Origin of the sequence: Paracoccus sp. UBA889, assembly GCA_002294185.1 — a bacterium.
Lineage (GTDB): Bacteria > Pseudomonadota > Alphaproteobacteria > Rhodobacterales > Rhodobacteraceae > Paracoccus.
Map to the genome: position 1 here is coordinate 1,893 of DBFD01000057.1, position 12,263 is coordinate 14,155.

General features: G+C 63.4%; 13 protein-coding genes, 1 tRNA gene and 1 pseudogene. 14 read left to right on the top strand and 1 reads right to left on the bottom strand.

Features of this window, described 5'->3' with window-relative positions:
* Window positions 1-189: 189 nt before the first annotated feature.
* The 4 genes from B4L36_RS11780 to B4L36_RS11795 all read left to right on the top strand — a co-directional run bounded on the left by B4L36_RS11780 (window position 190) and on the right by B4L36_RS11795 (window position 3,133).
* On the top strand, window positions 190-483 hold the full coding sequence (locus tag B4L36_RS11780) for a ribbon-helix-helix domain-containing protein (protein WP_292957363.1): 294 nt from the start codon (window positions 190-192) through the stop codon (window positions 481-483).
* A gap of 87 nt (window positions 484-570) precedes the next feature.
* Window positions 571-966 carry a VOC family protein gene (locus B4L36_RS11785; protein ID WP_292957366.1) on the top strand — a complete coding sequence of 132 codons (396 nt, stop codon included), beginning with the start codon at window positions 571-573 and terminating at the stop codon, window positions 964-966.
* Window positions 967-1,022: 56 nt separating this feature from the next.
* A complete protein-coding gene (locus B4L36_RS11790; RefSeq protein WP_292957369.1) occupies window positions 1,023-1,544 on the top strand; it encodes a Twin-arginine translocation pathway signal in 522 nt (173 codons plus the stop codon).
* 14 nt (window positions 1,545-1,558) lie between these two features.
* Window positions 1,559-3,133, top strand: coding sequence for a GMC family oxidoreductase (locus tag B4L36_RS11795; protein ID WP_292957372.1), 1,575 nt, complete (start codon window positions 1,559-1,561; stop codon window positions 3,131-3,133).
* 70 nt (window positions 3,134-3,203) lie between these two features.
* Here the strand turns inward: B4L36_RS11795 and B4L36_RS11800 are convergent, their stop codons facing one another.
* Complete coding sequence (locus B4L36_RS11800) at window positions 3,204-3,707, bottom strand: DUF892 family protein (protein WP_292957375.1); 504 nt, start codon at window positions 3,705-3,707, stop codon at window positions 3,204-3,206.
* Window positions 3,708-3,874: 167 nt separating this feature from the next.
* Here B4L36_RS11800 and B4L36_RS11805 point away from each other — a divergent pair, with 167 nt between their 5' ends.
* The 10 genes and pseudogenes from B4L36_RS11805 to B4L36_RS11850 form a co-directional block, all read left to right on the top strand.
* Window positions 3,875-5,728 (top strand): ABC transporter ATP-binding protein, encoded by a 1,854-nt coding sequence (locus B4L36_RS11805; protein ID WP_292957378.1) that lies wholly within the window; start codon window positions 3,875-3,877, stop codon window positions 5,726-5,728.
* An 89-nt stretch (window positions 5,729-5,817) separates the two neighbouring features.
* Window positions 5,818-5,893: transfer RNA gene (locus B4L36_RS11810), tRNA-Trp, on the top strand.
* 34 nt (window positions 5,894-5,927) lie between these two features.
* Window positions 5,928-6,830 carry a hypothetical protein gene (locus tag B4L36_RS11815; RefSeq protein WP_292957380.1) on the top strand — a complete coding sequence of 301 codons (903 nt, stop codon included), beginning with the start codon at window positions 5,928-5,930 and terminating at the stop codon, window positions 6,828-6,830.
* Window positions 6,831-6,883: 53 nt separating this feature from the next.
* Window positions 6,884-7,078, top strand: a complete 195-nt coding sequence (gene secE / locus B4L36_RS11820; RefSeq protein WP_292957382.1) for a preprotein translocase subunit SecE — start codon at window positions 6,884-6,886, stop codon at window positions 7,076-7,078.
* Between the two features lie 173 nt (window positions 7,079-7,251).
* A complete protein-coding gene (gene nusG / locus B4L36_RS11825) occupies window positions 7,252-7,788 on the top strand; it encodes a transcription termination/antitermination protein NusG (RefSeq protein ID WP_292957384.1) in 537 nt (178 codons plus the stop codon).
* 106 nt (window positions 7,789-7,894) lie between these two features.
* Complete coding sequence (gene rplK / locus B4L36_RS11830; protein ID WP_292957387.1) at window positions 7,895-8,347, top strand: 50S ribosomal protein L11; 453 nt, start codon at window positions 7,895-7,897, stop codon at window positions 8,345-8,347.
* Window positions 8,348-8,350: 3 nt separating this feature from the next.
* Complete coding sequence (gene rplA, locus B4L36_RS11835) at window positions 8,351-9,049, top strand: 50S ribosomal protein L1 (protein ID WP_292957390.1); 699 nt, start codon at window positions 8,351-8,353, stop codon at window positions 9,047-9,049.
* Window positions 9,050-9,513: 464 nt separating this feature from the next.
* Entirely contained in the window at window positions 9,514-10,029 is a 516-nt protein-coding gene (gene rplJ, locus B4L36_RS11840) for a 50S ribosomal protein L10 (RefSeq protein WP_292957393.1), read from the top strand.
* A 67-nt stretch (window positions 10,030-10,096) separates the two neighbouring features.
* Window positions 10,097-10,474 (top strand): 50S ribosomal protein L7/L12, encoded by a 378-nt coding sequence (gene rplL / locus B4L36_RS11845; RefSeq protein ID WP_292957396.1) that lies wholly within the window; start codon window positions 10,097-10,099, stop codon window positions 10,472-10,474.
* A gap of 290 nt (window positions 10,475-10,764) precedes the next feature.
* Window positions 10,765-12,263: pseudogene (locus B4L36_RS11850) on the top strand (DNA-directed RNA polymerase subunit beta); the annotation flags it as partial.

The following is a 12,263-nucleotide window of genomic DNA, read 5'->3' on the forward strand; positions in this document are numbered from 1 at the left end:
TGATTTCCTGGCGCGGTCTTGCAGGGGTGATCGTGAGGACCGGTTCTTCCTTGTCCGCCAGATCGGCAGTCTCAGCCTGAGGACCGCGACCTTTGCCGATCATCGCGTGATCCCCGCGATCGCATCTTGTTGACGTGATCGCGCTTCCGGCGCAAACTCGGTTTCCCATCACCAGCCGGGATCAAGCCGATGTGCCAGATCTTCGCGGGGCAGGACCCCGAACGCTATGAATCCGAGACCCGCAGCCTGCGGTTGAACGGGCAATCCACCTCGATCCGCCTGGAACGGGCCTTCTGGCGGATCCTCGACGACATCGCCGCGCGTGAGGGGGTGAGCACGCCGGCTTTCATTTCCAAGCTTCACGCCGAGGTTCTGGAACTGCATGGCGAGGCCCGGAACTTTACCTCTTTGCTGCGCTGCGCCTGCACCATCCACCTGGGCGAGGATCAGCAGCTGGGTCAGACCGCCATCGCGGCCGAATAAATACGTCCGTAGTAACCCGTTACTACCCACGCCCGCGTTCCGCCTTCTAGTCTTGTCCCATGATGGACGAACTGGGGAGAGGCCGGCATGGCGAAATATATCCATTCGATGATCCGGGTTCTGGACGAGGAACGCTCGGTCGATTTCTACCGGCGCTGCTTCGGGCTGGAGGTCGCGGACCGGCTGGATTTCGACGATTTCACGCTGGTCTACCTGTCGAACGGCGAAAGCGAAACGGAACTGGAACTGACCGTCAACAAGGGCCGGACCGAGCCCTACGACCTGGGCGACGGCTATGGCCATGTGGCCTTCTCGGTCGAGGACGTGGACGCGCTGCACGCGCGGCTGCAGGCCGAGGGGTTCGCGCCGCGCAAGCTGGTCGATTTCGCGCCCGGCAACGAGGTGATCGCACGGTTCTTCTTTGTCGCGGATCCGGATGGCTATCAGATCGAGGTTCTGAAGCGGGCTGGCCGCTTCAGGTGATTGAACGGGCGGCCGGAGGAGGGCCGCCGCAGGAGGAAAGTGAGGGAGGAGGAATCATGTCTCAACTCAGCAAGCACGGGCTGACCCGGCGGGCGCTGTTGTCGCGGGCGGCGGCGGCCGGCACGCTGGCGGTGGCGGGCGCGGGTTTCATCGCCGCGCCCGACGCCGCCTGGGCGGTCGAGGTCGGCAAGATCAGCGAACACGAGATGGCCACGCTGTTGCAGATGGCGCGCGACATCTATCCGCATGACAGGATCGGCGATCGATTCTACGCCATCGCCGTCAAGTCCCATGACAGCGACGATCAGAAACAGATGGTCGCCGAAGGCGTCGCCGCGCTGGACGCCGCGGCGAAAGAGGCCGGTTTCGACGATTATCTTTCGGCAGGATGGGAAGCGGACCGGGTCACGATCCTGAAGACCATCGAGGATACGCCCTTCTTCCAGACCGTGCGCGGGGGGTTGGTGACCGGGTTGTATAACCAGAAAGAGATCTGGCCGATCTTCGGCTACGAGGGCGAATCCTATTCCCAGGGCGGCTATATCAACCGCGGCTTCGACGACATCGACTGGCTGTGAGGGGAGAGACAATCATGGCAGAAGCAGCGAAATTCGATCTGAACGACGACGGCGTCGTGGTCATCGTCGGCACCGGCGCCGGCGGCGGGGTGCTGGCGAACGAACTGGCGCAGAAGGGCATCAAGGTCGTCGCCCTGGAGGCCGGCGGGCGCTATCTGCCCGAGGATTACGTGAACGACGAATGGGAAAGTTTCGGGCAACTGGCCTGGACCGATCCGCGCACGACCAGCGGCGACTGGCGGGTGGCCAAGGATTTTTCGGGCCTGCCGGCCTGGATCGTGAAGGCGGTCGGCGGAACCTCGGTCCATTGGGCCGGCGCCTCGCTGCGGTTTCAGGATCACGAGTGGAAGGCCAGGACGACCTATGGCGCGGTCGAGGGGGCCAGCCTGCTGGACTGGCCGATCGGAAGCGAGGAGATGGCGCCCTGGTACGACAAGGCCGAGGAAAAGCTGGGTGTCACCGGTGTCGGCGGCCGTCCGCGTCTTCCCGGCAGCAACAATTACAAGGTGCTGGAAAAGGGCGCCAAGGCGCTTGGTTACAAGGAAGTCCATACCGGCAACATGGCGATCAACAGTGTCGAATATGACGACCGGATCTCTTGCCAGCAGACGGGTTTCTGCTTTCAGGGCTGCAAATGGGGCGCCAAATGGTCCGCCGCCTATACCGACATCCCGCGTGGCGAGGCGACCGGCAAGCTGGAGGTCCGCGAGAACGCCCATGCCGCGCGCATCCTGCATGATGACACGGGCAAGGTCACCGGCGTCGAATATTTCGACAAGGATGGCAATCTGCAGATGCAGAAGGCCCGGATCGTCTGTGTCGCGGGGAACAGTTTCGAAAGCCCGCGGCTGCTGCTGAACTCTGCCAGTTCGATGTTCCCGGACGGGCTGGCCAATTCCTCGGGGCAGGTGGGCCGCAACTACATGCGGCATACGACCGGATCGGTCTATGGCGTGTTCGAAAAGCCTGTCCGGATGTGGCGGGGCACGACCATGGCCGGCATCATCCGTGACGAGGCAAGACACGATCCCTCGCGCGGATTCGTCGGTGGCTATGAGCTGGAAACGCTCAGCCTGGGGCTGCCCTTCATGGCGGCCTTCCTGGATCCCGGAGCCTGGGGACGAGAGTTCACGACGGCGCTGGACAGCTACGAGAACATGGCCGGTCTTTGGATCGTGGGCGAGGACATGCCGCAAGAAACCAACCGGGTGACGCTTTCCGATGTCGAGGACCGGTTCGGGCTGAAGGTGGCCAACGTCAACTTCAGCGACCATCCCAACGACATCGCGATGCGCAACCATGCCTATGGTGTCGGGCAGGCCATCTACAAGGAAGTGGGCGCGACCAGGACGATGCCGACGCCGCCCTATCCCTCGACCCACAATCTGGGCACCAACAGGATGTCGGAAAAACCCAGCGACGGGGTGGTCGACAAGAATGGCCGATCGCACGATGTGAAGAACCTGTTTGTCAGCGATGGCAGCCAGTTCACCACCGGGGCGGCCGAAAATCCGACCCTGACCATCGTGGCGCTGGCGATCCGGCAGGCCGATCACATCGCTGGCGAGATGGCGGCGGGCAACGTCTGAGCCCGCCCGTATCAGGACGCCCCGCCGGTTCCGGCGGGGCGTTGACGGTCATCGGATGCGGAATGCCGCGTCAGCGTCCATCCATCGCGGCCGCGTTCACACCACCCTCGGCAATCTTCGACATGTGCCGATCGCCTTCCCAGGTTTTGTCCAGACATTCCTGAAGCGCGGCCGCGTCGCTGTCGAGGTCGAGCCGGTTGGCGAAGGTCCGCACGCAGCCATAGCCGGCGATGGCATAATGCGCGAGGCGCTGATATTGCGTGATGATCGCCGCGTCCTGGGCATCGTCATCCGCAAAATCAGTCTCGATCGCATGTTTGCGCGCCTCGGCGACAAGGCCTTCCATGCCCTTGCAATGTTCGCCCGTCGGGTCGACGTCGTGACGGCTGCAAAGTTCGGCCAGAACCTCCATCCCGCGGGCAATGCCCTGATTGCCATTGATCAGGGCTTCGGACAACTCGCGCGACTTGGCCGCGCGGCCCATCTCGGTCACGGCTGGCATGGATTGCTTGCAGGCGGAATAGAGATCGCCGAGCTGGTCCAGATAAAGGTCCTTCAGATTCTTGACGGTCATGTGCATTTCCTTTCCGGGGCGTTGGTGCCGGGATGGCGTGGCCCGTCGCCGCAAAAACGCCATCGGCCGGGCAATGTTCCGAACTCGATCAAAGATCAGCCTGCTTGACTCGGCTTCGCCACCGGGTCAGCAATATTGTCCGGTTTCGCAAAGCCTGAGACGATCCCATGTTCGCGTGGTTCGAACGCCGCATCGACCCCTATCCCGGCGACAGCCCGGCGATGCCGCCGCGCTCGCTGTGGCGCTTTCTGCTGCATTACAGTCATGGTGCCTTGCCGTGGCTGACGCTGCTTGCCGCCTTTTCGGGCGTCATCGCGCTGATCGAGGTGATGCTGTTCGGCTGGCTGGGCGACCTGGTGGACCGGATGGCCGACACGCCCCGCGCGCTGTTCTGGACGCAACAGGGCGGACGGCTGGCACTGATGGCGCTGGTGCTGCTGATCCTTTTGCCGGGGCTGAACCTGATCGCCTCGCTGGTTCTGCATCAGTCCCTGATGGGCAATTTTCCGCAGCGCATCCGCTGGCAGGCCCACCGCTATCTGCTGCGTCAGTCGATCGGCTATTTCCAGGACGAATTCGCCGGCCGGATCGCGCAAAGGCTGATGCAGACGGCGCTGGCGGTGCGCGAGGTCGCGATGAAGATCATGGACGTGGGCAGCTATGTGCTGATCTATTTCCTCGGCGCGCTGGCGCTGGCGGGTAGTCAGGATTGGCGGCTGGCGGTGCCTTTCGCGCTGTGGGCAGTGGCCTATGCGCTGATGTTGTGGCAGATCGTGCCGCGCCTGGGGCGGGTGGCGCAGGAACAGGCCGATGCGCGCTCGGCCATGACCGGGCGGGTCGTGGACAGCTATACCAATATCGCGACGGTCAAGCTGTTTTCCCATTCCGCCCGCGAGGAAGACTGGATGCGCGACGGGATGGACGCCTTCTTGCGGACCGTGCACCGGCAGATGCGGCTTTCGACGATTCAGGACGTGACGCTGAACGCGATCAACGTGGCGCTGATCGGCGCGGTGACGGCGCTTGGGCTGTGGCTATGGTCCGAGGGCCGGGTGGAGGTCGGCGCGGTTGCGGTCGCGGTGCCGCTGGCCTTGCGACTCAACAACATGGCGCACTGGATCATGTGGGAATTCGCCGCCCTGTTCGAGAATATCGGCACCGTGCGCGACGGCATTTCCAGCCTTGCGCTGCCCCGTCAGGTTCTGGACGCGCCCGCCGCGCGGTCCTTGCGTCGCGGACCCGGCGCGGTGGAGTTCCGGAACGTCACCTTCCGCTATGGCGGCGCCCCGGGCGCGCGCCCGCTGCCGGTGCTGGACGATCTGAGCCTGACGATCGCGCCCGGCGAGCGGGTCGGACTGGTCGGCCGGTCGGGGGCAGGCAAATCGACGCTGGTGAACCTGCTGCTGCGGCTTCACGATCTTGAAAGCGGCCGCATCACCATTGACGGGCAGGATATCGCGCGGGTGACCCAGGATTCGCTGCGCGGCGCGATCGGCGTGGTCACGCAGGACAGTTCGCTTCTGCATCGCTCGGTGCGCGACAACATCGCCTATGGCCGCCCGGATGCGGCCGAGGATCAGATCGCGCAGGCGCTGGAAATGGCCGAGGCGCATGGTTTCGTGCCGGGGCTCTCGGACAGTTTCGGGCGATGCGGCCTGGATGCGCATGTCGGCGAACGCGGGGTGAAGCTGTCGGGCGGCCAGCGCCAGAGGATCGCGATCGCGCGGGTGGCGCTGAAGGATGCGCCGATCCTGATCCTGGACGAGGCGACCAGTGCGCTGGACAGCGAGGTCGAGGCGGCGATCCAGTCGCGGCTGGAGATGCTGATGCAGGGCAAGACGGTTCTTGCCATCGCGCACCGGCTGTCCACCATCGCGGCCATGGACCGGCTGGTGGTGATGGATGCGGGAAGGATCATCGAACAGGGCAGCCACGCCGAATTGCTGGCGGCAAACGGTCTTTACGCGCGGCTTTGGGCACGCCAGTCGGGCGGTTTTCTGGCCGCCGATGCGGCCGAATAGGCGTCCGTCGTTCCGGCGCGCGCCGCTGGTCAGGCGTGGAAATACCCTTGCACCCCGTCACCCCGTGCCTTAAACGGTCGCACGGCCACAGGGGTATAGCTCAGTTGGTAGAGCATCGGTCTCCAAAACCGAGGGTCGTGGGTTCGAGTCCCCCTGCCCCTGCCAGGCCCGTCGTCGGAATAACCGCCCGGCGGCTGCGATGAATCTCTGCCTTCATCTGGGCGCGCACAAGACCGCAACCACGCATCTTCAGACCGCTTTCGATCGTGCCGCGCCGCAATTGGCGCGTCAGGGGATCGGCTGGATGGGGCCGCGCCGGTTGCGCGCCGGTCCGACCGATCTTCGGCGCCTGCTGGACGATTGCGGGCGGACGCCATGGAAGGCGCGGCAGGCCGCCAGGGCGCTGCGGCAGGAGAGCGCATCGGCTGGCCGGCTGATTCTGTCCGATGAGCTGATTCTGGGCGACACCACGCCGGCACGGCTGTTTGCGCCCCGGGGGCAGCTTTATCCCCTTGCCCAGGCGCGGCTTGAAAACCTGGTCGGGCTGATGGACGGTTCTGGCATCAGGCTGTTTCTGGCCGTGCGCGAACCCGCCGATTTCCTGATTTCGGCCTTTGGCGAGGAATTGCGAATGGGCCGGCAGGCGCGGATCGGCGATTATCTGGCGGGGCTGGATTGCGCACGCCTGGGCTGGTCCGATCTGGCGGACAGGCTTCTGTCGGTGGCGGGCGTCGAAAGCCTGGTCTGCTGGCGCCACGAGGACCTGGGCTCGGTGCGGCCGTCGGTGCTGGCGCGAATGGCCGGGCCGCAGGCCGCGCGGCTGATTCCCGATCCGGCGCCGCGCAGGATCGGATGGTCGGCTGCGGCCTATCGCGATTATCTGGGTGCGATCGCGCATTCCGACACGATGCAGGACCGGCGCCAGATCGCGCACCGGGCGCTGGAATCGCATCCGCGCGGCGCCGGAGATGCCGGCCTGCGCGCGGCCATCCCGGCCGCCGACCTGCCGCGCGGCGGCGACTACGCCGAGGATTGCGCGCGATTGGCGGCGATGACGAAGGTCACATTCCTGTCGCCCTCGGATGCGTCCTTGCAGGGTTGAAACGGCGGCGCATCGGCGATACATCGGCGGCTGAAAACCCGAAGGAGCCGTTCGTGGCCAATCCCGTCCAGTTCATCAACCAGGTCCGCGCCGAAGCCGCGAAGATCACCTGGCCCACCCGCCGTGAGGTGATCACGACGACGATCATGGTCATGATCATGGCCGCGCTGACCAGCGTGTTCTTCTTTCTGGTCGATCTGATCATCCGCTTTGGCCTGACCCAGGGGCTTCAAGCGATCAGCGGCTGATCGGGCTTGCATTTTCGGGGCCGCAGCGGTATTGGCCCCCGACTGTCCGGCGACGGCGTGCATCGAACTCGCGTGCACGCCGATTTCAATTTTGGCGGACATATCAGGAATTCAAGGAGTTGCCGGCCCGGCCGCGCGATTCCCTATCAGGACGAACAGGGGTCGATCGAGACATGGCAAAGCGTTGGTATTCGGTCAGTGTCCTGTCGAACTTCGAAAAGAAGGTCGCCGAGGCGATTCGCCAGTCGGTGTCCGAAAAGGGGCTTGAGGACGAGATTGACGAGGTTCTGGTCCCCACCGAACAGGTGATCGAGATTCGGCGCGGCAAGAAGGTTACATCGGAACGCCGCTTCATGCCGGGCTATGTCCTGGTTCACATGGACATGTCTGATCGCACCTATCACCTGGTCAATTCGATCAACCGGGTCACCGGTTTCCTCGGCGCGCAGGGCAAGCCGATGCCGATGCGCGACGACGAGGTGAACATGATGCTGAACCGCACGGGCGAGGGCGAACCGGTCGCCCCGCGCAACCTGATCCGCTTTGATGTGGGCGAAAAGGTGAACGTGACCGATGGTCCCTTCGAGGGGTTTTCGGGAATGGTCGAGGAGGTCGACGAGGCCGCCTCGCGCATCAAGGTCATGGTGTCGATCTTCGGCCGGCCCACGCCGGTCGAGCTGGAATTCACGCAGGTCGCCAAGACCGCGTGATTGGTCGCGGGAGGCTGTCTTCCCCTTGGGGCGCGCCGCCGAACCGCTAAGTCAGGGCCCCGGATGTCCAATCAGGGACGGGGCGTGATGATAAGGAGAAGGCCAGATGGCCAAGAAAGTCGTCGGGCAGCTTAAGCTGCAAATCAAGGCGGGTCAGGCGAACCCGTCCCCGCCCGTCGGTCCCGCATTGGGCCAACGCGGCATCAACATCATGGCATTCTGCAAAGAGTTCAACGCTCGCACGCAGGAAATGGAACAGGGCTCGCCGGTTCCCGTGGTGATCACCTATTATGCCGACAAATCCTTCACCTTCGAGACGAAGACGCCGCCGGCTTCGTTTCTGCTGAAGAAGGCCGCCGGACTGAAGCCGGTGGGCAAGCGCAACCGCCCGAAAGGTTCGGACAAGCCCGGTCGCGCGAGCGCCGGCACCGTGACCGTCAAGCAGGTGCGCGAGATCGCCGAGGCCAAGATGAAGGACCTCAGCGCCAATGATGTCGAGCAGGCGATGAAGATCATCCTGGGCTCGGCCCGGTCGATCGGTATCGAGGTGAAGGGCTAAGCCATGGCGAAGATTGCGAAAAAGAAAGCCGCGGCACGTGCCGCGTTCGAAGGCAAGGCGAATCTGTCGGTCGAGGATGCCGTCAGGCTGGTCAAGGACAACGCCACCGCGAAATTCGATGAAACGGTCGAGATCGCGATGAACCTGGGCGTGAATCCGCGTCATGCCGACCAGATGGTTCGCGGTGTCGTGACGCTGCCCGCCGGGACCGGCAAGGATGTTCGTGTTGCGGTATTCGCGCGTGGACCCAAGGCCGACGAGGCCAAGGAGGCGGGCGCCGATATCGTCGGTGCCGAGGATCTGATGGAAACGATCCAGTCGGGCAAGATCGACTTTGATCGGTGCATCGCGACGCCGGACATGATGCCGCTGGTCGGCCGTCTGGGCAAGATTCTGGGGCCGCGCAACCTGATGCCGAACCCCAAGGTCGGCACGGTCACGATGGATGTCGCCGAAGCCGTCAAGGCGGCCAAGGGCGGTGAGGTCCAGTTCAAGGCCGAAAAGGCGGGCGTCGTTCACGCCGGCGTCGGCAAGGCGTCCTTCGATGCCGAGAAGCTCGCCCAGAACATCCGCGCCTTCGTGGACGCGGTGAGCAAGGCGCGGCCCAGCGGCGCCAAGGGCACCTATATGAAGAAGGTCTCGATCAGTTCCACCATGGGCCCGGGCGTGTCGATCGACGTCGTCTCCGCGACGCAGGCGTAACTCAGCCTTGACGATGATGATGACGGGGCGGGCCTGCGGACCCGCCCCGTCTTATTTCAGCAAAACAGGCTTGGCGACCGTGGAAGCGCCCGAAAGGTCGAATCAAGGCAAGATCCTGGCCGCACCGCCATGTGCGGGATGATCGCCGGATGGAGGTCCGGATTCGTCCGAAGGCCGCAAATGATGGCCCAAGTCGCGATCAGGTCAAGATAGCCCTTCACATCCCGAACCAAAGGCACTAAGGAGACGGCCTGATCCGCGCGCAGATGTCAGTCTGCGCGTGTATCGATTCGTCCGAGACGGCGGGTGCTGGCTTGCCAGCTTAATATCCTGCCTGAGATGGGTAGAAGCATTTTTCCGAAGGTTCGGCCTTCGGGTGATCTTGCCCTAGCGGACTCGACCTGCCCCGGACCGGGGCGGGAAACGTGAGAGCCGGGGGGAAACCCCCAACTTGGAGTGAAACCGTGGATAGAGCGCAAAAAGAACAGGTGGTCGAGGAACTCGGCCAGATCTTTGAAAGCTCTGGCGTCGTCGTGGTTGCCCACTACGAAGGGATGACGGTTGCACAGATGCAGGACCTCCGCGCGCGCATGAGCGATGCGGGTGGTGCCGTTCGCGTTGCCAAGAACAGGCTCGCCAAGATCGCCCTCGAGGGTAAGCCTTGCGCAAGCATCGCCGATTACCTGACGGGCATGACCGTGTTGTCCTTCTCGGAAGACCCTGTGGCTGCGGCCAAGGTCTGCGAGGACTATGCCAAGGGGAACGACAAGTTCGTGATCCTCGGCGGTGCCATGGGCGACACGGCTCTGGATCCGGCCGGTGTCAAAGCCGTGGCCGCCATGCCGTCGCGCGACGAGCTTATCGCTTCGATCGTGTCCTGCATTGGCGCCCCCGCTGCGAACATTGCCGGTGCCATTGGCGCCCCTGCTTCGAACATCGCGGGCATCCTCAGCACTCTGGAAGAGCGCGAGGCTGCGTGACGCAACCCGATTCCCGGCGTGTGCTTGAAAGCGCGACGTTGGAACACTAACTGGAAAGAACGGAAAAATGGCTGATCTGAAAAAACTTGCCGAAGAAATCGTGGGCCTGACCCTGCTGGAAGCCCAGGAGCTGAAAACCATCCTGAAAGACGAATACGGCATCGAGCCGGCCGCCGGTGGCGCCGTCATGATGGCCGGTCCGGCTGCCGGTGGCGCCGCCGAGGCCGCCGAGGAAAAGACCGAATTCGACGTCGTCCTGACCGAAGCCGGCCCCAACAAGATCAATGTGATCAAGGAAGTGCGCGGCATCACCGGCCTGGGCCTGAAAGAGGCCAAGGATCTGGTCGAAGCAGGCGGCAAGGTCAAGGAAGGCGCGAACAAGGACGAAGCCGAAGAGCTGAAGAAGAAGCTGGAAGCGGCTGGCGCCAAGGTCGAACTGAAGTAATCGGTTCCATGGCTGAGTGAACGAGGCAGGGACCGGAATTTCCGGCCCCTGCCGAACCTGTCTTGAAGGGCGGTCCCTTTGCCGGACCATCCTTCAGGGCATGTTCGAGGTTCGGGAGCCGCGCGGTGGGACGTGCGGCACGAATGGAACCTCATCCCTGCATTCGTAGGCCGCGCCTCGGGGGCCCCGACCCGTTGCGCGCGCGCGAAGACGAAAGGTGACAAGACCCCATGGCGCAATCCTATGTCGGCCAGAAGCGTATCCGTCGCTATTACGGCAATATCCGCGAAGTGCTGGAGATGCCGAACCTCATCGAGGTTCAGAAATCATCCTATGACCTGTTCCTGAATTCGGGAGAGGGTGCCGGCCACAATGATGGCGACGGCATCCAGGGCGTGTTCCAGTCGGTTTTTCCGATCAAGGATTTCAACGAGACCGCCACGCTGGAATTCGTGAAATACGAGCTGGAAAAGCCGAAATACGATGTCGAGGAATGCCAGCAACGCGACATGACCTATGCCGCGCCGCTGAAGGTGACGCTGCGGCTGATCGTGTTCGATCTGGATGAGAATACCGGTGCGAAGTCGGTCAAGGACATCAAGGAACAGGACGTTTTCATGGGCGACATGCCCCTGATGACGCAGAACGGTACGTTCATCGTGAACGGGACCGAACGGGTCGTGGTCTCTCAGATGCACCGCAGCCCGGGGGTTTTCTTCGACCATGACCGCGGCAAGACCCATTCCTCGGGCAAGCTGCTGTTCGCCTGCCGCATCATCCCCTATCGCGGCTCGTGGCTGGATTTCGAATTCGATGCCAAGGATCTGGTCTTCGCGCGCATCGACCGCCGCCGCAAGCTGCCGGTGACGACGCTGCTGTATTCGCTGGGCATGGACCAGGAAGGCATCATGGACGCCTTCTACGAGACGGTCGATTACAAGCTGAAGAAGAAGGGTCGCGAGCGGGGATGGATCACGCGCTTCTTCCCCGAGCGCGTGCGCGGCACCCGTCCGGCCTATGACCTGATCAATGCCGATACGGGCGAGGTCATCACCAAGGCGGGCGAAAAGGTGACGCCGCGTCTGGTCAAGCAGCTTGTGGATTCGGGCGATCAGGTCAAGCTGCTTGTTCCGTTCGAGCGGATCATCGGACGCTTTGTCGCCAAGGATATCATCAACGAGAAGACCGGCCTGATCTATGCCGAGGCCGGTGATGAAATCACCGCCGAATACGACAAGGAAGGCGAGTTGAACGGTGGCCTGCTCAAGGTGCTGCTGGACAATGACGTCACCGACGTGCCGGTTCTGGACATCGATCATGTCAATGTCGGACCCTATATCCGCAACACGATGGCTGCGGACAAGAACATGAACCGCGAACAGGCGCTGATGGATATCTATCGCGTCATGCGCCCGGGCGAGCCGCCCACCGTCGAGGCTGCCTCGACGCTGTTCAACAGCCTGTTCTTCGACAGTGAACGCTATGACCTGTCGGCGGTCGGCCGCGTGAAGATGAACATGCGTCTGAATCTCGATGCGCCGGACACCCAGCGGACGTTGCGCCCCGAAGATATCGTGGCCTGCGTGCGCGGGCTGGTGGAGCTTCGCGACGGCAAGGGCGAGATCGACGATATCGACCACCTGGGCAATCGCCGGGTGCGTTCGGTCGGCGAACTGATGGAAAACCAGTATCGCGTCGGTCTGCTGCGGATGGAACGCGCGATCCGCGAACGCATGTCGGGCGTCGAGATCGACACCGTGATGCCGCAGGATCTGATCAACGCCAAGCC

What these genes read in the sequence shown, in the direction of transcription:
- B4L36_RS11780 (WP_292957363.1), top strand. Translation starts at nt 190, where the DNA reads ATGTGCCAGATCTTCGCGGGGCAGGACCCCGAACGCTATGAATCCGAG.
- B4L36_RS11785 (WP_292957366.1), top strand. Translation starts at nt 571, where the DNA reads ATGGCGAAATATATCCATTCGATGATCCGGGTTCTGGACGAGGAACGC.
- B4L36_RS11790 (WP_292957369.1), top strand. Translation starts at nt 1,023, where the DNA reads ATGTCTCAACTCAGCAAGCACGGGCTGACCCGGCGGGCGCTGTTGTCG.
- B4L36_RS11795 (WP_292957372.1), top strand. Translation starts at nt 1,559, where the DNA reads ATGGCAGAAGCAGCGAAATTCGATCTGAACGACGACGGCGTCGTGGTC.
- B4L36_RS11800 (WP_292957375.1), bottom strand. Translation starts at nt 3,707, where the DNA reads ATGACCGTCAAGAATCTGAAGGACCTTTATCTGGACCAGCTCGGCGAT.
- B4L36_RS11805 (WP_292957378.1), top strand. Translation starts at nt 3,875, where the DNA reads ATGTTCGCGTGGTTCGAACGCCGCATCGACCCCTATCCCGGCGACAGC.
- B4L36_RS11815 (WP_292957380.1), top strand. Translation starts at nt 5,928, where the DNA reads ATGAATCTCTGCCTTCATCTGGGCGCGCACAAGACCGCAACCACGCAT.
- nusG (WP_292957384.1), top strand. Translation starts at nt 7,252, where the DNA reads ATGGCAAAGCGTTGGTATTCGGTCAGTGTCCTGTCGAACTTCGAAAAG.
- rplK (WP_292957387.1), top strand. Translation starts at nt 7,895, where the DNA reads ATGGCCAAGAAAGTCGTCGGGCAGCTTAAGCTGCAAATCAAGGCGGGT.
- rplA (WP_292957390.1), top strand. Translation starts at nt 8,351, where the DNA reads ATGGCGAAGATTGCGAAAAAGAAAGCCGCGGCACGTGCCGCGTTCGAA.
- rplL (WP_292957396.1), top strand. Translation starts at nt 10,097, where the DNA reads ATGGCTGATCTGAAAAAACTTGCCGAAGAAATCGTGGGCCTGACCCTG.